Here is a 20,227-nt window from a genome sequence, read left to right on the forward strand (position 1 = left end):
AGCAGCTCATCGACCTTCAGGGGAACGACTTCGATTTCGTGGCGCCGCAGCATCGCGCGCATGCGGTCGATCACGGCACCGGCGCGCTGATCATCGGCGCGGATGTCTTCGACGATCTCGCGGATCTCGTCGAGGTCCGCATGACCGGAGCGCAACATCAGTTCAGCGGCTTCGGCATTGCGAAGGATCGCGCCGAGCGGCTGGTTGATTTCGTGGGCCAGAGCCGCTGCCAATTGACCCATGACCGACAGGCGGCCCGCATGAGCGATCTCGTCGCGCAGGCGCAAGTTCTCTTGCTCGGCTTCCTTGCTCGTGGTGATGTCGCTGCATACGCCCCGGCTGCGGACCGCGCGATCGCGGTCGAATTCGAACTGGCCCTGTGCCGAGATCCACCGCGAATTGCCCTCGGCGCCGCCGACGCGAAACTGCATCTGGTAGCGGCCATCCCCGACCCCGGCGGCCGCTTGCGCGAACGCCGACCGAACTGCGTCGCGGTCGTCCGCATGCACCTTCAGCAGCAATGATTCGAAGCTGATCTCCTCGCCCGGCGAGAAGCCGAACAGCTGGCGGGTTCTCGGGCTCGCCCAAACGGCATCGCTCGCCATATCGTGCATCCACAGGCCGAGTTTTGCAGCCTGCGTGGCGAACGTCACGCGCTCTTCGCTCTCGCGCAAGGCGTTGACCAGTCTTGCTGCAGAACGCACGTTGCGGCTCAGTTCGTAGGCCATTGCAAACACGATGCCCAGGGAAAACAAGCTCACCGTGATGGGCATCTCGATGAAGCCCCAGAAGACGAGGATCGCCTGACCGACACCGCCCACTGCGAACAGGCAGGCCGTCCCGCCGATGGTGAGCGCAGCGGACCTGTCGCCGCGGCGCCAGGCCGATCGCCCGGCATCCAGCACAAAGATGGCGAGCAGGCCCATTGCCAGTTGACCGACCAGCATCCAGGGATTGGGCGTCCCGACAGCGACCGAGACGTTCTCGCCCAGGAAGGGAATCGCGCGCAGTGCCGAGATCTCGTTGAAGTTCAGTGACTGGCCGCTCAGGAAGTTGGGCGCCAGCGTGAAGGTCCTCAGCGCGATGACTGTCCACCCCAGCCACGGTCGGCCGGCTCCGAGATAGCTGCGCACGAACCCGACCAGTGAAAAGGTGGCAACCCAGACAGCCACTTGCCCGACGCGGTTCCCGAACGCAAATTCCTCCGGGGTCTGCGACTTCATGATGAAGAGTTCGCAGAAGGCAAGCGCAGCTGTGGCCATGGCCAGGAGCGACAGGAACAGACTCGGCCATGCGGCCCGGTCCTTTACCCAAACCGGCAAGTGCACTGCGGCCAGCATGAGGCAAGCGGAACCGACCATGGCCCACACAACGGTGACCCAGCTCATGAAAACTCCACGCGATGATCAAGCATCATTGTGGCTGGAGTATGGCGCAGCACACGCCATCGGCTGGGCCCGCCGCGGGCTCTGCGACTTTGCCCGGGTAGCAATGGAAAGCGGCGGATCCTAGAGCGGGATCTTCATGGCCGGCCGGGCCACCATGGCGTTCATGCGAAGAGCCCTCCCCAGCCTTTGACCGCGCGAGTGTCGATGCCGGTGATCTTGAGCGCCTTCCACACGACGGTGGCGACCGAGTCGTAGATGGGAATGCCGAGTTCACGCTCCAGGTCGTCGGCCAGCGGGGCGCCGTGCAGGTTGGTGCACATCACGGTGATGGCGTCGGGCTTTTGCTGCGCGACCTCGCGGATCATCTTGCGCAGGGTGTCAGCATCGACTGCGGCGAACGAGAAGTTCACCGTCAGGTCGAGGTGGCGTTCCGCGACGCACTGGATGTCGAGCGCAGCGTAGTTGGTCACGATGCGGCGCTGCACGTCCTCCACATAGGGCGACACCAGCCCCAGCGTGCGTGCGCCCTGCGCGGCCAGCAGGTCGTTGAGCGCCAACACCGACGTGGTCGCCGGGATGCCGGTCACTTCGGTGATGCGCGCGCACAGCGCACGGTCGCGTTCGAAGCCCAGCCAGCTGGCGGAGGTGCCGCTCCAGCAGATGACGTCGACGTTCGCATCGGCCAACAGCCTGGCCGCATCGAGAATGAGGCGTTCGTCGAACTGGTTCTGCGAGGTATCGCCCATCGAGATCTCGGTCACGCGGAACCGCGAAAAGTGCGCCGTGACGCCCGGCACGCCGGCAACCATCGCGCTGGTCAGGGGCTCGAGCGCCGTGTTGGAGGAAGGCGTCAATGCGCCGATGCGTTTTTGCTGGGACATTTTGCAGATCTCGAAAAGTTAGGCGGAGGGGACCTTCGTGCTGCAGGCCAGCGAGAACCGTGCCTATGCCCGCGATGACCAAGGCGAAGCCCCACCAGCCGAGCATCGCGCCCGGGCCTTGGATCGTCAACATCATTGCTGAAAAACGCGTCGACGCTAGCTCATTGAGCTCATGGCCCTGCCTCGTTGGCACGGAGCACCGTGATGAACTCATCCAACGCTGCGGCGGCGCCATCGGCATCGCGCGCCCTCAGGCGCTCGACGACCTTGCGCCGAAGCGGGAACACATCAGGTCGGGGGTGCGCCGGAATGACAAGAGCCATCCGTTCGCGCAGCACCGCCGTCATCGTCCGCGCCATGAGCTGGAGCACTTCGTTGTGGCCCGCCAGAGCGATCGACGAGAAGAAGCTCGTCATCGCTTCGATGCGCTGCGGGAGCGCCTTCTCGCCCTGGTGCTGCTCGATCCGGTCAACCGCCTGCTCGATCGCATCGACTTCCGCTTCGGAGGCGCGCGCGCAGGCCAGGCGAAGCAGCGTTCCGTACAGCGCGCGATAGGCCTCGTCCATGTCGTTCGTGCCGAGCTGGCCTTCGAGCACCAGCTTGCGCAGCGACTCGGCCAGCATCATGTAGGCGCCCTTGTAGAACACCAGCGCATGGTCCGGCGAGCCGGGCGCCATGTGCTTGACTTCGCCGATGAAGATCTCGTGGTCGCCGGCCTCATGGCGGGCATAGACGGTGCACTCGAAGCTGGCAAGGCAGTCGTCGATGAGCGGAGTCCCGAGCGGCCCGGCGCGCCATGCGACGCCTTCGAACTTGTCGGAGATCTTGCTCGAAGCAAAGCGCCCGGAGAGCGCGTCCTGGCTCTGCGACAGGATGTTGATCGCGAAGGTACCTGCCTCCACGAAGGCCGGCAACAGGCTGCTCGCCTTGCGCAGGCTGAAGAGCACCAGCGGCGGCTCGAGTGACACCGAGCTGAAGGAGTTGCAAGTCAGGCCCGCGGGGCGCCCGTCGCCGGTGGTCGTGGTGACGACCGCAACGCCCGTGGGGAAGCACCCCAGCAACTGGCGGAAAAGTTGCGGCTCGATCGCGTCGATCCGCGGCGTCTCATAGCTCATGATGCCGGCGTCGGCTGACGCTTGAAGAGTTGAACGACGTTGCCCTCCGGGTCTCGCAGCGACAACACGGCGCCATGCGAACCCATGTCGCGCACGCCGAGCACCTCGCCGCCCGACGCGGCGACGCGCTCGGCAACCGTCTCGAAGTCTTCCACTTCGAACACCATTACGACGCCCGAAGTCGCGGGAACCGCCTCTTCGCGGCAAGCCAGCGCGACGTTGCCGTTGCCCACGCCGTACTGGATCCAGCGGTCCTTGTCGCGGAACTTGAGCTGCAGTCCCAGTGCCGACTCATAGAAGCCGTGGAGTTCCGCCGGCCGCTCGGCGACGACGAACACGTTCTGCAGGCGCTTTGGGGAGTCCATGGTGTTGTCGCTCATGTTGCGTTGCTGTTGTAGATGTTGGTCAGCGATGCCTTGAGGAAGCCGCCGTCGACCACGATGTCCTGACCGTTGACGTACGCCGACGCATCGCTTGCCAGGAAGGCCACCACCGAACCGATGTCCTCCGGCCGGCCGATGCGACGCGCGGGGATGGCGGCAGTGCGGCTCTTCAGCGTGGCCTCGTTGCGGTAGTGCGGCTCCGACAGGGGTGTGCGGATCATCCCCGGGCTGACCGAGTTCGCACGGATGCCGCGCGGGCCCCATTCAACGGCCATCTGGTGCGTCAGCGCCCTGAGCGCAGCCTTGGTGGGGCCATAGGCGCCGACGCGCGTGGGCACCTGCGCGGCGATCGAAGCCACGTTGACGATGCTGCCCGCCTGCTGGTCGAACATCATCGGCACCATTGCCTGCGCGCACAGCAAGGCGCCACGCAGGTTGACGCGGAAGATGCGGTCCCACACGTCGACAGGAAGATCGTGCAAGGCCACCGGCGATGCGGTGATGCCGGCGTTGTTCACCAGCACATCGCAGCGGCCGAAGCGGGATTGCACCTGCCGCGCCATCGCGGCGATGGACGCGGGCTCGCCGATGTCGCAGTGCATGGTCAGCGCGCCATCGCTTTCGGTGATTCCGGCAGATTCAGTGTTCGCGGCCGGATAGCTGATGTCGACCTGCACCACGGAGGCGCCCGCCAGCCGCAGGTGTTCGCAGATCGCAAGGCCCAGGCCGCCGGAGGCGCCGGTGACCACGGCCACCCTGCCGTGCAAGGCCTTGCTGTCGAAAGCAGTGGGAGAAGGGCTTGAGGACATATGCGCTTCAGGCGGAGACCGAATTCATCGAATCGACTTCCTTGCGGATCGCCGGGATGATCTTCTCGCCCCACACTTCGATCTGGCGGAGCATCGTCTTCTGGTCGCAATCGCCCAACTGCGTCTGCAGCGCAACGTGCTTGGGCCGCAGGATGCTGATTTCTTCCAGCATCTTGTCGATCACCTGGTTGACCGAACCCACCGGCAGGTTCTTGCGCAGTTGCTCGAAAGTCGGGTCGGTGGCCGACGGCACTTCCTTGACCATGTAGCCATCGTCGGACTGCGCACGACGGAACTTGAGGCTTTCGGAGATTCGGCGCTGGAAGCGCGCGTTGTCGAGGTAATTGTCGATCTCGGCTTGGTTGTCCGACGCGAACGCGCAGCGCAGGAAGCCGAACTTCACGTCCTCATCGAGATCCGCGCCGTTGTCCTCTGCGACCTTGTCGAGACGCTCGCGCAGCGAGACGATCGCTTCGGTGCCATTGAGCAGTGCGGTGACGAAGAGGTTGTGACCCTCGCGCACGCCGCGGCCGAGCGTGACCGGATTGCCCGAGGTGATCCACAGGGGCGGCATCGGCGACTGCACGGGACGCACCGCGATCGAACTCGGCGGCAGCTTGAGGAATTTTCCGTCGTACGACACGATCTTCTGCGTGAGCCCCTTCGGGATGATGTCGAGGAACTCGTTGTAGATCGCGCCCGAATCCTCGATCTTCACGCCGAAGCGCTCGAACTCGAACTCCTGGTAGCCGGAGCCGATGCCAAGCTCCAGGCGCCCGTTGGACACGGTGTCCGCAAAGCCCACTTCGGCGAGGAAGCGTGCGGGGTGATACAGCGGCAGGATGCACACCGCGGAGCCCAGGCGAATGCGCTGGGTCTTGGCGGCCATGTGCGCGATCATCATCAGCGGCGACGGCGAGAGCGAATAGTTGTTGAAGTGGTGCTCCGCATACCAGGCGGTGTTGAAGCGCGCCTGCTCGGCCACCACGGTCTGCTCAATCGAGTTGTTGATGACCTGCTGCGAAGTCTGGTGATAGCCGCGCTGCTGGGCCAGGATGAATACGCCGAATTCCATGTGTTCCGCCTTCCGAAGGGGTGATGTGCAATGACGGAAATTCTCTTGTTCGATCCCGCGCTCGTGAATACCGAAGGAACGTGATTCAGTCCTGCAAAAAAAGGTGGGATGCGCGTTGCGGACGCGCAAAAAAAAGGACCGGAGCGCGTGGCTCCGGTCCTGTTCCCGGGATGCTCAGTGGTGCTTACTTTTCCTTGAGATCGGTGGTTCGCGCGAGCCCCTGCCAGATGGCGGCATCGCGCTTGATGGAAGCGCTGAACTGCTTCGCCGTGGCGCTCGCGGGCACGATCATGTTCTGCACTTCGATCTTCTCTCGCACTGCAGGGGTCTGTTGCAGGCGGTTGATTTCCGTGTTGAGCCTGTCGATGATTTCCGGCGGCGTTCCTGCCGGCGCGAACACGCCATACCAGCCATCGGCCTCGAACTTGTATCCCTGCTCCGAGAGCGTGGGCAGGTCCTTGGTCGCCGGCCAGCGTTGCGAGCCGGTCTGGCCCAGCCCGACGAGCCGGCCTGCGCGGATGTGCGGAACGGGCGACGCGATGTCGGTAAAGCCCACGCTGATGTTGTTGCCGATGAGATCGGTCACTTCCGAAGTCAAGTTCTTGTAGGGCACATGCGGCATGTCGAGGCCGTAGCGCTCCTTGATGCCCTCCATCGCGAGATGGCCCGACGACCCGGTGCCCCACGAGCCGTAGGCGAGCTTGCCCGGGTGCGCCTTGGCATAGGCCACCATGTCCGCGAGGTTCTTGAAGCCGGTGCCGGGATTGGCCACCAGCAGGATGCCGGCCGCGCCCACCTGTGCGATCGGCAGCAGGTCCTTCTCCGTGTCATAGGGCAGCTTCGAATGGATGACCGGGTTGATGAGGATCGCGGACGACGGCGCGAACAACAGCGTGTAGCCGTCGCCGGCAGACTTGGCGACCGTGTCGCAGGCGATCAAACCGTTGGCGCCCGGCTTGGAGTCCACCACCACCGGCTGCTTGAGCACTTCGGCCAGGGGCGCTGCGATGAGGCGCGCAAAGATGTCGCCGCCGGCACCGGGCGAACCGGCGACCACGATGCGGATCGGTCGATTGGGCCAGTTGCCCGTGTTCGCGAAGGCACTGAAGCCGGCACCCAGCAGCATGCTGCCGAGGAGGACGGTACGACGTTTGATGGGTATCTGGGTTGAGGTCGGGATCGGGGTTGGGGTGGTCATGCAAGTCTCCTGTTTTGATGGGTGCCCAGTTCCTTCTGGATGGCGGGAATGATCTTTTCGCCCCACAGCTCGATCTGCCTGAGCATCGTCTTCTGGTCGAAATCGCCCAACTGCGTCTGGATCGCGATGTGCTTGGGCTTGAGGATGCTGATCTCTTCGAGCATCCGGTCGATGACCTGGTTCACCGAGCCCACGGGCAGATTCCTGCGCAACTGCTCGATGGTGGGGTCCGTCTCGTACGGCACTTCCTTGATCATGTAGCCGTCGTCGGACTGCGAGCGGCGGTACTTCAGGCTCTCGGAGATGCGGCGCTGGAAGAGCGCGCATTCCAGGTACGCGTCGATCTCGGCCTTGTTGTCGGACGCGTAGGCGCAGCGCAGGAAGCCGAACTTCACATCGCCATCGAGATTCCTGCCGTTGACGCCGGCCACGTTCTCCAGCTTCGCGCGCAGCGTGCGAATGCCCTCCGTGCCATTGAGCAACGCGGTCACGAAGAGGTTGTGGTTCTCGCGAACGCCGCGGCCCAGCGTGACCGGGTTGCCCGACGTGATCCAGATCGGCGGCATCGGCTCTTGCACGCAGCGCACGGCGATCGAGCTCGGCGGTATCTTCAGAAAGCGGCCGTCATGCGAAAAGATCTTCTGCGTCAGCCCCTTCGGGAGGATGTCGAGGAATTCGTTGTAGATCGCGCCCGAATCGGCGATGTCGACGCCGAAGCGCTCGAATTCAAATTCCTGGTAGCCCGAGCCCACACCCAGGTCCAGCCGGCCATTGGAGACCGTGTCGGCAAAACCGACCTCCGCCAGAAAGCGGGCCGGCTGATAGAGTGGCAGGATGCATACGGCGGTGCCCAGGCGAATGCGCTGCGTCTTTGCCGCCATGTGGGCCACCATCATCAGCGGTGACGGCGAAAGCGAATAGTTGTTGAAATGGTGCTCCGCATACCAGGCGGCATCAAATCCAGCCTGTTCCGCAATGACGGTCTGCTGGATCGAGTTATTGATGACCTGCTGCGAAGTCTGGTGATAGCCGCGCTGCTGGGCGAGAATAAATACGCCGAATTCCATTCTTTTCTCCGGGAAAATACCGCCCGCAAAGGATCGATAAATTCTAGAGAGACGAGCCGCATTGGCTATGGCTGAAACTGCAGATCAGAACTGCACCAACTGGAGGATTCATGGACAGGTTGCGCGCCATGGAACTGTTCCTGTCGATTTCCCAGACCAAGAACTTTTCCGAGACCGCACGTCGCTTCGGCATCTCGGCGACAGGCGTGTCGCGGATGATCACGGACATCGAGGAAGAGCTGAAGGTCAAGCTGCTGCTGCGCTCCACGCGCCAGATCGCGCTGACCGAATCCGGGCAGGAATATGCGCGCCAACTCGAAAGCATCCTCTGGCGCATCAACGAACTGCAGGGCAACATCACGGCGATCAGCTCGGCGCCGCAAGGCTTGCTGCGCGTGCATTCGCGAATGATGTTCGGCCTGGGCGTGCTGCCCAACCTCATTGCCGGCTTTCGCAAGCTCTATCCAGAAATCCACATCGAACTCACTTTGGGCGAGGCTGCGGTGGACCTGCGACGCAACCAGTTCGACGTGGACTTCCGCATCTCGCCGCCGGTGGAGGCCGGCGTCAAGCGCCGCATGCTGTTCCAGAGCGACCGCTACCTTGTCGCATCGCCCGCCTACCTCGCCGGCAGGCCGGAACTGACGGAACCCGCAAGCATCCTGGCCCACGAGTGCCTCGCCTATCAGCTGCCCGGCGATGAATACACCTGGACCTTCAAGCAGGAGGGGCAACTCGACCAGATCGCGTTCAAGCCCCGCCACATCACCAACAGCGGCATTGCCCTGCTGGAGCTTGCGCGGCTCGGCGAAGGCATGGCGCTGCTGGACGACTACACGGTGCACAACGACATTCGCCAGGGTCGCCTGGTGCGACTGCTGAGCAACTACCGTATCAGCAACAAAGGCTTCGACGAGGGCATGTACGCGACCATCCTCGACACGCCCATCATTCCGGCCAAGATCCGTCTCTTCCTCGACTTCGTGGCCGAGCGCGTGGCCGGACCCGAGCTTCGATTCCTTGCGCACGGCAAGGCCGCGGGACTGGATCCGTCGCCGGGCTCGCCCTAGAGCGGCAGGCGACACACCGGCCGCGCCAGGCCCCGGAAGCCCACGCCCGTGAGCTTGAGTACGGCGCCGTCCATGGGCCCGGATGCGCTGAGCCGTCCACTGTCGCTGATGCTGGTGACGAACAGGTCCGCCATGTCGGGGCCACCGAAACACAGCGCGCTGGGGTACGCCACCGGCAGATCGATGCGATGCGTCAACCGGCCCTGCATGTCGAAGCGGCCCAGCGCGCCTGCGCGCACCAGTGCGGTCCAGAGCCCGCCTTCGCTGTCGAAGGTGCAACCGTCAGGCCCGGAGTCGCAGGCATCGGTCCGCACGAAGACCTGCTTGTCGGCCAGCGTGCCGTCGGGCTTGATCGCATAGGAATAGATCACCCGCTCGGCGCTGTCCGCGACGTGCAGGCGGCCGTTGACGGGATTCACGCACGGCCCGTTCGCGATGCCGATTCCGTCGTCGAGCTTGTGCAGGCGCAAGGCTGTGTCGAGGCGATACAGCCCTCCAAGCGGCGGCTCGCCGGCTGCCCGAAACACATGCATCGTGCCGGTCACGAAGCTGCCGTCGGCAAGCGCAATGCCGTCGTTCAGTCGCAGATCAGGATGGCTCGCATCAATACGCGCCAGCGATCGCAGCTTGCCGGTGCGCAGGTCCAGCGCAGCGATTTCTTCCTTCAGCGACAGGACGATGCAGTCGCTGCCATCGCCATTGAATGCGAAGGAACCGAGGGGCGCGGGGGCTTCGTGGCGCGCAGTCACTTCGCCGGTGTCCGGATCCATGGTCAGGATCAGCCCCTGCCGGCAATCCAGCAGCCACAGCCGGCCGCCATGCCAAAGCGGGCATTCGCCCAATGCCAGTTTCAAGTTGCCGAGGCGCTGAATTTTCATTGATTTTCTGACTCGCTAATTAGCTCGCCAATTAATCAGCCAATTAACTGCATTAATTAATGCGACGAATTCAAACTGAATTGTTCAAATAGACCCGGGTTGACGAATCCGCGCTGGCGCATCCTAGCAGCCATGCCCCAACGGACTCCTTCATTTTTTGCAGAACACTCCTTCAGAATGAATGGAGAACGATTCGGAGTGCCATTTCTATAATTTTCCGCAAGAGACAAACAGGCGGAACGGGCGTTTCATGCCGTCGCCGAAGCCAGGAAAAGAATTTGCCGCAGCGAAAAGCCTGTTTGTCGGAATCGTCCTTTATTCAGATGGATGCCGCAGCGCGCGGTGCCGATTACCGAGGTGATGTATGAGTGATGAATGGGTTCGTTTGGAAGTCTCCGAGGGCGTCGGCCTGGTCACGATGGACCGCAAGCCCGTCAATGCCCTGAACCGCGAAATGCGCCGCCAACTGGTGGCGACGTTCGACGCCATCTCCGAGCGTGAGGACATCCGCTGCGCCGTGCTGACCGGCACCGGCAGCGTCTTCTGCGCGGGCGCCGACCTGAAGGACCGCCCCGATCACACGATCGCCGGCGACTTCCTCGATCACAACCGCATCACCCGCGAGACCGGCAATGCGATTCGCGAATGCGCCAAGCCGGTGATCGCCGCAATCAACGGCACCGCCCTGGGCGCGGGGCTCGGCCTCGCTGCCGCCTGCGACATCCTCTACGCCTCCGAGAACACCACCGTGGGCATGCCCGAGATCAATGTCGGACTGGCCGGCGGCGCCTCGATGCTCAAGACGCTGTTCGGCCGCTCGACCTTGCGCCGCATGTTCTTCACGGGGCAGCGACTGACCGCGGAAGAGCTCTTCCGGCGCAACGTGATCGAGGAAGTGGTTTCCGAGAAAGACCTGCTCCCGGTGACGATGGCGCTCGCACGCGAGATCGCGTCGAAGGCACCGCTGGCCATCATCTACGCCAAGCGCGCGGCCAACATGGTCGACCTGATGCCCCAGCGCGATGCCTACCGCTTCGAGCAGGAATTCACCGTTGCGCTGTCAAAGACCGAAGACGCGCGTGAAGCGCGCATGGCCTTCCTCGAGAAGCGCACGCCGGTCTTCAAGGGACGGTGAAGATGCTGACCCAGGTTCAGGCCACGCCGGGCGCGGGGCTCGACGCATTCTTCAGCGCACGCAGCGTTGCGGTGATCGGCGCGTCCGACGACGTCACCAAGATCGGGGGCCGCCCGGTCCAGTTGCTGCGCAAGTACGGGTATGCGGGCGCGATCTATCCCATCAACCCGAAGGGCGGAACCATCCAGGGTCTGCAGGCCTACGCTTCGGTGCTGGACACGCCCACGGCGCCCGAACTCGCCATCGTGGCGGTGCCCGCGAACGCCACTCTGCAGGCCCTACGCGACTGCGGCAACCGCGGTGTGCGCGGCGTGGTGGTTCTCTCCACCGGCTTCGCGGAGGCGGGCGCCGAGGGCGCGGCGCTGCAGGCCGAACTGGTCCACGTGGCGCGCAACCACGGCATGCGTCTGCTCGGGCCGAACTGCCTCGGCGCGGTGAACGTGGTGGACCGGCTCGTGGCCTCGTTCTCCATCGCGCTCGAACAAAGCATGCCGCCTGCCGGGCAGGTGGGGATCGTCTCGCAGTCGGGAAACATCGGCAGCTTCACGATGCGCTGCATGGCCGATCGCGGCCTCGGCGTGAGCCGCTTCATCGCCACCGGCAACGAAGCCGACGTGGATGTCGCCGATGGCATCGCCGCACTGGCGAACGATTCCGCCACGCGCATCATTCTGTGTTGCATGGAGACCTGCCGCGATGCAGGAAGGCTGATCGCAGCGCTCGACATGGCACGTCGCCATCGCAAGCCGGTGATCGCGCTCAAGATCGGCGCCACCGCGCAAGGCCAGGCCGCGGCCGCCTCGCACACGGGCGCGCTGATGGGCTCGGACGCGGTGTTCGATGCGGTCTTCCGGCGCTACGGCGTGCTGCGCGTGCGCTCGTTCGAAGAACTGCTCGACGTCGGCCACGCAGCGGCCCTCCTGGGTGCGGACCGCCTGCCCACCACCGATGCAGTGACGCTGGTGGCTGCATCCGGCGGCTTCGGCATCATGATGGCCGACGCGATGGTCGAAGCCGGCATGACGCTTCCGCAACTGGCGGACACGACCCGGGCCCTGATCCGCGAAGCCGTTCCGACCGCCGGCACGAACAACCCGGTGGACGCATCGGCACAGATGTCCGCCCGGCCGGACATCCTCTTGAAGATGCTGACCGCACTGCAAGGCGATGCGGGCGGCAGCACACTGGTGCTGCTGCTCGCCCTCTCGCTGTACAACCCGCGGCTGCGCGGCGTGTACATGGAAGCGCTGTCGAAGATTCGCCAGAGCCACCCCGATCGCCTGATGGTCCTCATCAGCAAGGGCCCGGCCGATGCGGTGGCCGAGATCAATGCGCTGGGCATCCCCGTGTTCCCGAGCATCCCTGCGGCGGCCAGCGGGATGGCCGGGCTGGTTCGCCTCGGGCAACTCGCCAGTCTCTCTCCGGCAGCGGCGTACAGCGGCCCTGTCGACAAAGTCGATCCGGCTGTGTTCCGCAACGAGTTCCACGCCAAGAAGGCGCTGGCAGCCGCCGGCATCAGCGTGCCGCGCGAAGAGGTGGTTTCTTCCGCTGAAGAGGCCGTTCGCAGCGCACGGGCGACAGGCTATCCGGTGGTCCTCAAGATCGCATCGGAGGACATCGCCCACAAGACCGAAATCGGCGGCGTGGCGCTCAACCTGAAGGACGACGACGCGGTGCGCCAGGCTTATGACCGCCTGATTGCCAACGCACGCCAGCATGCGCCGGAAGCGCGTCTCGACGGCGTGCTCGTGGCACCAATGGTCCGGGGCGGCGTGGAGCTGATCGCAGGCGTTTCGCGCGACCCCGTATTCGGTCCGGTCGTCATGGTGGGGATGGGCGGCATCCACGCGGAGATCCTGAAGGACGTCGCCGTGCAGGTCGCGCCTGTTTCCGAAGAAGAGGCTGCGCGGATGATCCGCAGCCTTCGCATGTATCCGCTGCTCGACGGCGCCCGGGGCCAGGCCAAGTCCGATGTCGGCGCCGCCGCGCGCACCGTGGCAAGGCTGTCCGAGTTCGCATGCCGCCATGCGGGCGACGTGGCCGAGATCGACATGAACCCGATCCTGGTCAGGCCCGAAGGCGAGGGTGTGCTCGTGCTCGATGCGCTGATGGTTCCCACCTCTTGAAGGCTCTCATGCACACGGAAAAAAACCCGGCCATCCCGGCCGCCTCGGCGGGTCCGGCCGTCTACCGCCAATATGCGCGCGAGTGGCTCCGCGCTCATCTGCCCGGGCACATGCGTGCCGATAGCCTCGACTACCGCACACCCACGCTGGACGAGTGCCGCGACTGGGAAGCCTCCATGTACGACGCGGGCCTGGCCGGCATGACATGGCCCAAGGCCTATGGCGGCCTCGGGCTCACGCTGCGCGAACACCTCGCCGTCAACAAGGAAGTGGGCGCGCTCGCCATGCCCGAGAGCGTGAGCTCGATCGGAAAGGAACTGGCCGGCCCCATCATCCAGACCGTGGGAACGGAAGAGCAGAAGCAATTCTTCCTGCCGCGCATCCTCTCGATGCGCAACTACTGGTGCCAGGGCTTCTCCGAGCCCGACGCAGGCTCCGATCTCGCGCGTTTGCGGACCAAGGCGGTGCAGGAAGGCGACACCTGGCGCATCAACGGCCAGAAGATCTGGACCAGCGGCGCGGCCAAGGCGCACTACTGCCTGCTGCTGACGCGCACCGGCACCGTCGCCGACAAGCATCGCGGCCTGCTGATGTTCGCAGTGCCGATGGACACGCCCGGCATCCGCGTGGTGCCGATCAAGTCGATCGACGGCAAGGACTCGTTCGCCGAAGTGTTCTTCGACAACGTGGTGGTGCCTGACAGCGCAAGGCTCGGCGCGCCCGACGAAGGCTGGAACGCGGCGATCCGCGTGCTGTCGATCGAACGCGCGACCAACCGCATGTACCGCGCGTGGCGCTTCGAATGCGAACTGCGCCAGCTCGTCAACGCCTGCAAGTCCGATCCGCAGTTGTCGAAGTTGCTCGATGACGGCTATTACCAGCGCCGCATCGGCGATGTGGTCGGCGAAATCGCGGCGCTCAAGGGACTGGTCGAACGCGCGGTGGACCAGCTCGCGGCCGGCGACAGGATCGGCGCACGCGGCTCCCTGACCAAGCTGTACTGGTCCGAATGCCACCAGGCCTTCATGGGCCTCGCGCTGTCGGTCGTGTCGCAAATCAATCCGCGGTCGAGCCCGCTGGCGCAACGCGCGCGCAAGCACTTCACCGGCGCCTATCTCTATGCCCGCGCCGAAACTATCTATGCGGGCACCACCGAAGTGCAGCTGGACATCATTGCCCAACGCATCATGGATTTGCCCACGGACCTCCAGGAGTCGCTGAAATGAGCGCATCGGACAACGATCTCAAACCGGAGGAGTTCGCACAGGCCGCTGCCGATGCGATCGCAGACGCACAAGCCGCACAAGCCCGCGGCTTCCGCGAAGCCGCCGCAGTGCTTGCCAATGCGGGGCTGTGCGGCGTATGCGCAAGCGAAGATGCCGGCGGACTTGCGCTGGGCACCGAGTTCGCGCTTCCCATCGTGGCCGAGGCGGGCAAGCTGCGCCTTCAGTGGCCGCTGCTCGAAACACTGCTGATCGCAAAGGCGCTCGGCGATTCGCCGCTCGCGGCGGAGTTGGCTGGCGGCACGCGTGTCGCCACCTGGGCACTGCAAGGGAGCCTGCGGGACGGCTTTGCAGGCCACGCGCGCCATGCACGCCATTGCGACTGGGTACTGGTGGCCAACGGCCAGGGCGGCGGGGCGCTGCTGGACCTCGAATCGATCGAAATCCAGGACGACGCCTCGCTGGACCCCGACTATCCCCAGTCGTGGCTCACGCTGGACAACGCCAAGGTGCTCGCCGAGATCGATGCCCCCACCTTCGCCACTCTGCGGCGTGACGGCGAGATCCTGATTGCCGGTTGGGTCAACGGCGCGGCCGAAGGTGCGCTCGCCACCACGGCCACCTACATGGCGACCCGCGTGCAGTTCGGACGCCCTCTCTCGGCCAAGCAGGCGGTGCGCCACCTGCTGGCGCGGATGCGGCTGGTGCAGGAGGCCTCCAGCGCCGGCATCCAGCGCTTGTTGCGCAAGGACGAATACGGCCATATGCGCGCGACCGGACCGGTGCTTGCCAATGCGCTGGCGAATGCGGCCTTCGTGCTGGAGAAATCCATCCACCTGCATGGCGGGATGGGCTTCACCTGGGAAGTGCCCCTGCACTACGCCCTGCGCGAAGTGCGCAAGTTCGACGCGGCGTTCGGATCGGGATCGCTGGCGCGCCAGGCCGGACTGGACTTCATCCAGTCCGCCGCATGAATGAAGGAGTTCGAATGAATCAGGATCTGCTCGGCCGCGTGGCCCTCATCACCGGCGCAGGCGCCGGTATCGGCCGCGAGACCGCACTGCAGATGGCAGCTCGCGGCGCCATCGTCTGCGTCAACGACATCAAGGAAGAACTGGTGTTCCCGGTCGTCGACATCATCAAGGACCGTGGCGGAAAAGCATTCGCGGTGCCGATGAACATCGCCACCCGCGAAGGCATCCGCGAGGCCGTCCGACGCTCTTTCGAGCACGGCGGGCGCTTCGACATCCTGGTCAACAACGCGGCCTGGGTGCGCTACCAGGCCATCCCCGAAATCATGCCGGAGACGATGGACCGCATGCTGGACGTCGGCTTCAAATCGGTCGTCTGGAGCCTGCAGGAAGCCGTCGCGGTGATGGACCCGCAGCGCGGCGGCTCGATCGTCAATGTGGCATCGGTGGCGGCCCTGCGCTCGGCCGCCAACTCGGTGGTCTATTCGGGCATCAAGGCCGGGATCATGGGGATCACGCGTGCGGCGGCAGCGGAACTCGGCGCACGCAACATCCGTGTCAATGCGGTGTGCCCGTCGGCCGTTCCCACGGAAGGCACGCAGCGCAACCGCGATGCCGCGCGCGACGCCAACCGCATCGCGCGCACGCCGCTGGGCCGACTCGGCACGGTCGAAGATATCGCGCGCGCCATCTGTTTCCTGGCGAGCGACGAGGCGGGATTCATCACGGCGCAGGGCCTGACGGTGGACGGCGGTATCACGCTGACCAACATCTGACATTCGAAGGACACGCGCAGATGCAGACGGTCCTGATCACCGGTGCCGCTTCGGGTATCGGCCGCGATGCCGCGCGACGCTTCGCCGCCGCGGGCTGGCAATGCGTGCTCGTCGATCACAACGAACAGGCCTTGCATGCGCTGGGGCGGACATTGCCTCTACCCGCTTCGTCGGCGCATGTGCTCCGCACGATCGACCTCACCGATCCGGCGCAGATCGCATCGCTTCGCAACAGCATGCCGGCGCTGGACGCGCTCCTCAGCAATGCCGGCATGTCCGATGCATCGAACACGCCGCTGGCCGAACAATCCCCGGCACAGATGGGGCGACTGCTCGCGCTCAACCTGGCTGCGCCGGCGGCCGTGATCGACGCGTGCATGCATCTGATCAAGCCGGGCGCGCGGATCGTGAATGTCGCATCCGGCGCGGGGCTGCATGCGATTCCATGGCGCGGCGGCTACAGCCCGAGCAAGGCGGGGCTCATCGCGCAGACGCGAGCCCTCGCAGCAGCGCGGCCCGACTGGTGCGTGACCGTGCTTGCGCCCGGCTTCGTTCGAACCGAGCTGGTGGACGGGCTGATCCAGGCCGGCCGGATCAAGCCTGAGAACGCGGTCGGGAAGATTCCGCTCGGCCGCATGGCCGTCCCTGCCGAGATGGCGCAGGCGCTCTTCTTTCTGGCAAGTCCCGGCGCGGCGCCTCTGCACGGACAGGTGCTGGCGTTCAACGGTGGCTCTTCCGTCTTCGGCGGCAGCCAGCGCTTCGAGCCGGCCACGCTGGAGCCGCTGCCCCTGGACCTGCCGCTACGCCTCGAAGTCCACGGCGGAGATGCTGCGAAGTGGCAAGCCGCGACGACAGAGCCCACCGCGGCGCAGCACTACGACGCGTGTCTCGACCTGTCGCCGCTGTCCTGCGAAGGACCGGGCCTGTTGCAGGCGGTGCATGCCGCTGCCACGCGATTCCATGCGCGCTACAAGCAGCAGGCCAGCCTGACGGTGCTGCTGCCACGCACCCGCCAGGGCCGCTGGCAGGACGCCGGCGATGCCGCGGCGGCACGCATGCTGGTGTCGACCCTCGCGTGCGAATGGGGCGGTCGCGCCATGCGCATCAATGCGCTGGAAGTGCCGGAAGACCTCGATCCGGAATCACTCCACCCGCTGCTGCGTTTCGTCTGCGGCCCAGCCGCGCAGTACCTCACGGGGCAGACGCTGGTATGCGGCGGCGCCGCTCAAGGAGAGGCACGATGAGCGCGCAGCCGGAAAGCATCACCGACGCCGGGCTCGCGCGGATCAAGGACAACTTCATCGCCGAGCGCGGCTACTGGCGCCCCTGGACCGAGACGATGCTGCAGGCGTGCCCCGGCTTCGTCGCGCAATACGCACGCTATGCCGGCTATCCCGCACGCACCGGGCCGCTCTCGCCGCGCATGGTCGAGCTCATCTATGTAGCGCTCGACAGCTCTTCGTCTCACCTCTTCGAATCAGGACTGCAGATGCACATGAAGCGCGCGCTCGAAGTCGGCGCGACGCAGGCCGACATCTTCGACGTGCTGCACCTCTTGGCCGTGCAAGGGGTCGCCAGTGTGGGGCAGGCCGCCGACATCCTCGCGGAGCTCGCCGGTACGGATGCAGCCGGGTCGATCGGCGACGCGCTTCGGGGCCGGATCGATTCGCTCGGTCCTGCACATGGGCTTTCCCTTGCCGCTATTGCAAGGATGGACCCCGGCTATGCCGAGGTGCTGCTCGACTTCATCGAACAAGGCCGGCCTGGAGGCGGCCTCAGCGCGGCGGAGCGCAGTCTGGTGCAGGTGGCATTGCACGCGTGCTTCACTGCCTTCAATCCCGAAGCGACGAGGCAGATGCTGTCGGTCGCGCTTTCGCAGGGCATACCGCCGGCCGAACTGCTGCAGGCCATCCAGTTGGGATCACACCTGGCGGTGCATGGCACTGCCCTGGGTGCGAATGTCTTTCGGCAATTGCAGCCACCGCAGCAGCTCTCGTCATAGCCGTCAGCTCTTGCCCGCCTTGGCCCGCGAACGCACCGCAGGCTTTCGCGCAACGGCGCGGACCGGCCCGCGCTGCTCCCCCGCTCGCGCCGTGCGCATCAAGAGGCTTTCCGTCGAAGTCACACCGACGATGCGCGCCAGTTGCCGGCTGATGCTGACGTAGGCATGGCCGATGCGGCTGTCGAAGTAGAGCGAATCGCCGCGCTCCAGACGCACGACCTCCCCGACTTCGAAATGCACTTCGATCGTGCCCGAGAGGACGTACGCAAACTCCTCGCCGTCATGGCGCGCGAAGTCCTCGGGTCCTTCAATGCGCCGCGCGTGCACGGTGCCGATCACCGGGCTCATGAGCTTTCCGGTGGCGGTCGTGCCCAGGAATTCGTAGGCAAAGGAAAGGCCGCGATACACCACGCCCTTTCCGGATCGCGTCACGACCGGCGCCTGCAGGGCCGTCGTCTTCACCCCTTCGCCCGCGAACATGGCGTTCATGTCCATCTTCAGTGCGCGGCCCAGGGCTGCGAAGTTCTCGTAGCCCAGCGCCAGTTGCCCGCGTTCCGCACGCGAGATGGTCGGCACCGAAACGCCTGAGAGTTCCGACAACTGCTGCAGCGTCCAGCCGAGGCTCTTGCGGGCGCTTCGCAAACGGCGTCCGAAGGTCTCGCGGTCCAGCAACTGGCCCTCGGGCTGCGCGTCCTCGCTCTCGCGCGGCTTCATGGATTCATCCTCGATCTCCTGTGTGTCTCGGCGGGCCTGCCCAGCAGGGATTCTGCCAGCCGGCGCTATGGACAGGGCTGCTTCATGGCCTGGATTTTGCGTCAATGCAAATTGCGAATCCGCAAATTTACCAATGTAGAGCGATGAGTGTTTTCCCTGAAATACCCCGACAGTTTTTGCGTATCCGCAAATTTGTGCCTACACTCCGCGTCTTCTGAATCGCGCCACCCGACCACCGCTCTTCCAAACCATGACTTCCGAGACCGCCGCCATTCAAGCCGACTTCCTCGTGATCGGTGCGGGCATCGCAGGCGCATCCGTCGCCCACTGGCTTGCACCGCATGGGCGCACCATCGTGCTCGAGCGCGAATCACAGCCCGGCTATCACTCGACCGGGCGTTCGGCGGCCCTCTTCATGGAAAGCTATGGCACCGAGCAGGTGCGCGCGCTCACGCTGGCCAGCCGCGCATTCTTCGAGTCGCCGCCAGCGGGCTTCACCGAGCATCCGCTGCTGACGCCTCGCGGCGCGATGATGGTCGGGACGCCCGAGCAGCACGCCGAACTCGACGCGCACTGGGAGGTGCTCAGCGCGATGTCGCCCCGTGCTCGCCGCCTGACGCCTGCCGAAGCGTGTGCGCTCGTCCCGGCCCTGCGCGCCGAGTTGCTGCACGGCGCCGTCTACGAACCGGATGCCGCCGACATGGACGTGCACGCAATCCATCAGGGCTATTTGCGCGGCATGCGGCGCGCCGGTGGCACGCTGGTGTGCGATGCCGATGTGTCGCAGATGCGGCGCGTGGGCGGCCGCTGGCAATTGACCGCAGGAGCGGCGACGTACGAAGCCCCGGTCGTGCTCAATGCAGCCGGTGCGTGGTGTGACGTGATCGGGCAACTCGCCGGCGCACTGCCGCTGGGCCTTCAGCCGTGCCGCCGGTCGGCATTCATCTTTGCCGCCTCGCCCGATCAGGATCCCAGCCATTGGCCCATGGTGCACGGCGCGACGGAAGACTGGTACATCAAGCCGGATGCCGGCATGTTGCTTGGCTCACCCGCCAACGCAGACCCTGTCGATCCGCAGGACATCCAGCCCGAAGAGCTGGACATCGCCATGGCCATCCACCGCATCGAGGAAATGACCACGCTGCAGATCCGCCGGCCCACGCGCACCTGGGCGGGGCTGCGTTCCTTCGTGGGCGACGGCAACCTCGTCGGCGGCTTCGACGATCAGGTCGAGGGCTTCTTCTGGATCGCCGCCCAAGGGGGCTACGGCATCCAGACTTCCGCCGCAATGGGCGAGACCTGCGCCGCACTCGCGCGCGGGCTGCCGGTGCCCCCGCACCCTTCTTCCTTCGGCCTCACCGAAGAGATGCTGAGCCCGCGACGTCTGCGCAAGCAGGACGTCGTCGCTGTCTGATT

General features: G+C 65.2%; 19 protein-coding genes. 9 read left to right on the forward strand and 10 right to left on the reverse strand.

Annotated features, from left to right (window positions below):
- The 8 genes from AC1DSF_RS20600 to AC1DSF_RS20635 all read right to left on the reverse strand — a co-directional run.
- Positions 1-1,388: sensor histidine kinase (locus tag AC1DSF_RS20600; protein ID WP_478183340.1), on the reverse strand; the 1,388-nt coding region annotated here is incomplete at its 3' end.
- 161 nt (positions 1,389-1,549) lie between these two features.
- Positions 1,550-2,269, reverse strand: coding sequence for a maleate cis-trans isomerase family protein (locus tag AC1DSF_RS20605; protein WP_478183341.1), 720 nt, complete (start codon positions 2,267-2,269; stop codon positions 1,550-1,552).
- 170 nt (positions 2,270-2,439) lie between these two features.
- Positions 2,440-3,384 carry a flavin reductase gene (locus AC1DSF_RS20610; protein ID WP_478183342.1) on the reverse strand — a complete coding sequence of 315 codons (945 nt, stop codon included), beginning with the start codon at positions 3,382-3,384 and terminating at the stop codon, positions 2,440-2,442.
- Positions 3,381-3,764 (reverse strand): VOC family protein, encoded by a 384-nt coding sequence (locus AC1DSF_RS20615; RefSeq protein ID WP_478183343.1) that lies wholly within the window; start codon positions 3,762-3,764, stop codon positions 3,381-3,383. The genes AC1DSF_RS20610 and AC1DSF_RS20615 overlap by 4 nt, the downstream gene beginning before the upstream one ends.
- Positions 3,761-4,576 (reverse strand): SDR family NAD(P)-dependent oxidoreductase, encoded by an 816-nt coding sequence (locus tag AC1DSF_RS20620; RefSeq protein WP_478183344.1) that lies wholly within the window; start codon positions 4,574-4,576, stop codon positions 3,761-3,763. Before AC1DSF_RS20620 ends, AC1DSF_RS20615 begins: the two co-directional genes overlap by 4 nt.
- Before the next feature lie 7 nt (positions 4,577-4,583).
- Positions 4,584-5,651 carry an LLM class flavin-dependent oxidoreductase gene (locus AC1DSF_RS20625; RefSeq protein WP_478183345.1) on the reverse strand — a complete coding sequence of 356 codons (1,068 nt, stop codon included), beginning with the start codon at positions 5,649-5,651 and terminating at the stop codon, positions 4,584-4,586.
- Between the two features lie 184 nt (positions 5,652-5,835).
- Positions 5,836-6,849 (reverse strand): Bug family tripartite tricarboxylate transporter substrate binding protein, encoded by a 1,014-nt coding sequence (locus tag AC1DSF_RS20630; protein ID WP_478183346.1) that lies wholly within the window; start codon positions 6,847-6,849, stop codon positions 5,836-5,838.
- On the reverse strand, positions 6,846-7,916 hold the full coding sequence (locus AC1DSF_RS20635) for an LLM class flavin-dependent oxidoreductase (RefSeq protein ID WP_478183347.1): 1,071 nt from the start codon (positions 7,914-7,916) through the stop codon (positions 6,846-6,848). The genes AC1DSF_RS20630 and AC1DSF_RS20635 overlap by 4 nt, the downstream gene beginning before the upstream one ends.
- A 110-nt stretch (positions 7,917-8,026) precedes the next feature.
- On the opposite strand from AC1DSF_RS20635, the gene AC1DSF_RS20640 reads away from it, so the two are divergent.
- Positions 8,027-8,986, forward strand: a complete 960-nt coding sequence (locus tag AC1DSF_RS20640; RefSeq protein WP_478183348.1) for a LysR family transcriptional regulator — start codon at positions 8,027-8,029, stop codon at positions 8,984-8,986.
- Here the strand turns inward: AC1DSF_RS20640 and AC1DSF_RS20645 are convergent.
- A complete protein-coding gene (locus AC1DSF_RS20645; protein WP_478183349.1) occupies positions 8,983-9,864 on the reverse strand; it encodes an SMP-30/gluconolactonase/LRE family protein in 882 nt (293 codons plus the stop codon). The genes AC1DSF_RS20640 and AC1DSF_RS20645 overlap by 4 nt on opposite strands.
- Positions 9,865-10,228: 364 nt before the next feature.
- On the opposite strand from AC1DSF_RS20645, the gene AC1DSF_RS20650 reads away from it, so the two are divergent.
- Genes AC1DSF_RS20650 through AC1DSF_RS20680 form a run of 7 tightly spaced genes read left to right on the forward strand, consistent with a single transcriptional unit; the run spans position 10,229 to position 18,097 of the window.
- Entirely contained in the window at positions 10,229-10,999 is a 771-nt protein-coding gene (locus tag AC1DSF_RS20650) for an enoyl-CoA hydratase/isomerase family protein (protein ID WP_478126264.1), read from the forward strand.
- A 2-nt stretch (positions 11,000-11,001) separates the two neighbouring features.
- Entirely contained in the window at positions 11,002-13,125 is a 2,124-nt protein-coding gene (locus tag AC1DSF_RS20655; protein WP_478183350.1) for an acetate--CoA ligase family protein, read from the forward strand.
- Positions 13,126-13,133: 8 nt separating this feature from the next.
- Entirely contained in the window at positions 13,134-14,351 is a 1,218-nt protein-coding gene (locus tag AC1DSF_RS20660) for an acyl-CoA dehydrogenase family protein (RefSeq protein ID WP_478183351.1), read from the forward strand.
- Entirely contained in the window at positions 14,348-15,322 is a 975-nt protein-coding gene (locus AC1DSF_RS20665) for an acyl-CoA dehydrogenase family protein (protein WP_478183352.1), read from the forward strand. The genes AC1DSF_RS20660 and AC1DSF_RS20665 overlap by 4 nt, the downstream gene beginning before the upstream one ends.
- Positions 15,323-15,336: 14 nt before the next feature.
- Positions 15,337-16,095 (forward strand): SDR family NAD(P)-dependent oxidoreductase, encoded by a 759-nt coding sequence (locus AC1DSF_RS20670; protein WP_478183353.1) that lies wholly within the window; start codon positions 15,337-15,339, stop codon positions 16,093-16,095.
- Between the two features lie 20 nt (positions 16,096-16,115).
- Positions 16,116-17,339, forward strand: coding sequence for an SDR family oxidoreductase (locus AC1DSF_RS20675; RefSeq protein WP_478183354.1), 1,224 nt, complete (start codon positions 16,116-16,118; stop codon positions 17,337-17,339).
- Positions 17,336-18,097: a carboxymuconolactone decarboxylase family protein gene (locus tag AC1DSF_RS20680; protein WP_478183355.1), complete on the forward strand. Its 762-nt coding sequence runs from the start codon at positions 17,336-17,338 to the stop codon at positions 18,095-18,097. Before AC1DSF_RS20675 ends, AC1DSF_RS20680 begins: the two co-directional genes overlap by 4 nt.
- Positions 18,098-18,100: 3 nt before the next feature.
- On the opposite strand, the gene AC1DSF_RS20685 is transcribed toward AC1DSF_RS20680, so the two are convergent.
- Positions 18,101-18,811 carry a helix-turn-helix domain-containing protein gene (locus AC1DSF_RS20685; RefSeq protein WP_478183356.1) on the reverse strand — a complete coding sequence of 237 codons (711 nt, stop codon included), beginning with the start codon at positions 18,809-18,811 and terminating at the stop codon, positions 18,101-18,103.
- 250 nt (positions 18,812-19,061) lie between these two features.
- On the opposite strand from AC1DSF_RS20685, the gene AC1DSF_RS20690 reads away from it, so the two are divergent.
- A complete protein-coding gene (locus tag AC1DSF_RS20690; protein WP_478183357.1) occupies positions 19,062-20,225 on the forward strand; it encodes an NAD(P)/FAD-dependent oxidoreductase in 1,164 nt (387 codons plus the stop codon).
- Positions 20,226-20,227 lie beyond the last annotated feature (2 nt).

The sequence above is a fragment of the Variovorax sp. 01N429 genome (assembly GCF_056399425.1).

Coding starts and splice junctions, on each gene's coding strand:
- AC1DSF_RS20605 (WP_478183341.1), bottom strand. CDS start 2,269: ATGTCCCAGCAAAAACGCATCGGCGCATTGACGCCTTCCTCCAACACG.
- AC1DSF_RS20610 (WP_478183342.1), bottom strand. CDS start 3,384: ATGAGCTATGAGACGCCGCGGATCGACGCGATCGAGCCGCAACTTTTC.
- AC1DSF_RS20615 (WP_478183343.1), bottom strand. CDS start 3,764: ATGAGCGACAACACCATGGACTCCCCAAAGCGCCTGCAGAACGTGTTC.
- AC1DSF_RS20620 (WP_478183344.1), bottom strand. CDS start 4,576: ATGTCCTCAAGCCCTTCTCCCACTGCTTTCGACAGCAAGGCCTTGCAC.
- AC1DSF_RS20625 (WP_478183345.1), bottom strand. CDS start 5,651: ATGGAATTCGGCGTATTCATCCTGGCCCAGCAGCGCGGCTATCACCAG.
- AC1DSF_RS20630 (WP_478183346.1), bottom strand. CDS start 6,849: ATGACCACCCCAACCCCGATCCCGACCTCAACCCAGATACCCATCAAA.
- AC1DSF_RS20635 (WP_478183347.1), bottom strand. CDS start 7,916: ATGGAATTCGGCGTATTTATTCTCGCCCAGCAGCGCGGCTATCACCAG.
- AC1DSF_RS20640 (WP_478183348.1), top strand. CDS start 8,027: ATGGACAGGTTGCGCGCCATGGAACTGTTCCTGTCGATTTCCCAGACC.
- AC1DSF_RS20645 (WP_478183349.1), bottom strand. CDS start 9,864: ATGAAAATTCAGCGCCTCGGCAACTTGAAACTGGCATTGGGCGAATGC.
- AC1DSF_RS20650 (WP_478126264.1), top strand. CDS start 10,229: ATGAGTGATGAATGGGTTCGTTTGGAAGTCTCCGAGGGCGTCGGCCTG.
- AC1DSF_RS20655 (WP_478183350.1), top strand. CDS start 11,002: ATGCTGACCCAGGTTCAGGCCACGCCGGGCGCGGGGCTCGACGCATTC.
- AC1DSF_RS20660 (WP_478183351.1), top strand. CDS start 13,134: ATGCACACGGAAAAAAACCCGGCCATCCCGGCCGCCTCGGCGGGTCCG.
- AC1DSF_RS20665 (WP_478183352.1), top strand. CDS start 14,348: ATGAGCGCATCGGACAACGATCTCAAACCGGAGGAGTTCGCACAGGCC.
- AC1DSF_RS20670 (WP_478183353.1), top strand. CDS start 15,337: ATGAATCAGGATCTGCTCGGCCGCGTGGCCCTCATCACCGGCGCAGGC.
- AC1DSF_RS20675 (WP_478183354.1), top strand. CDS start 16,116: ATGCAGACGGTCCTGATCACCGGTGCCGCTTCGGGTATCGGCCGCGAT.
- AC1DSF_RS20680 (WP_478183355.1), top strand. CDS start 17,336: ATGAGCGCGCAGCCGGAAAGCATCACCGACGCCGGGCTCGCGCGGATC.
- AC1DSF_RS20685 (WP_478183356.1), bottom strand. CDS start 18,811: ATGAAGCCGCGCGAGAGCGAGGACGCGCAGCCCGAGGGCCAGTTGCTG.
- AC1DSF_RS20690 (WP_478183357.1), top strand. CDS start 19,062: ATGACTTCCGAGACCGCCGCCATTCAAGCCGACTTCCTCGTGATCGGT.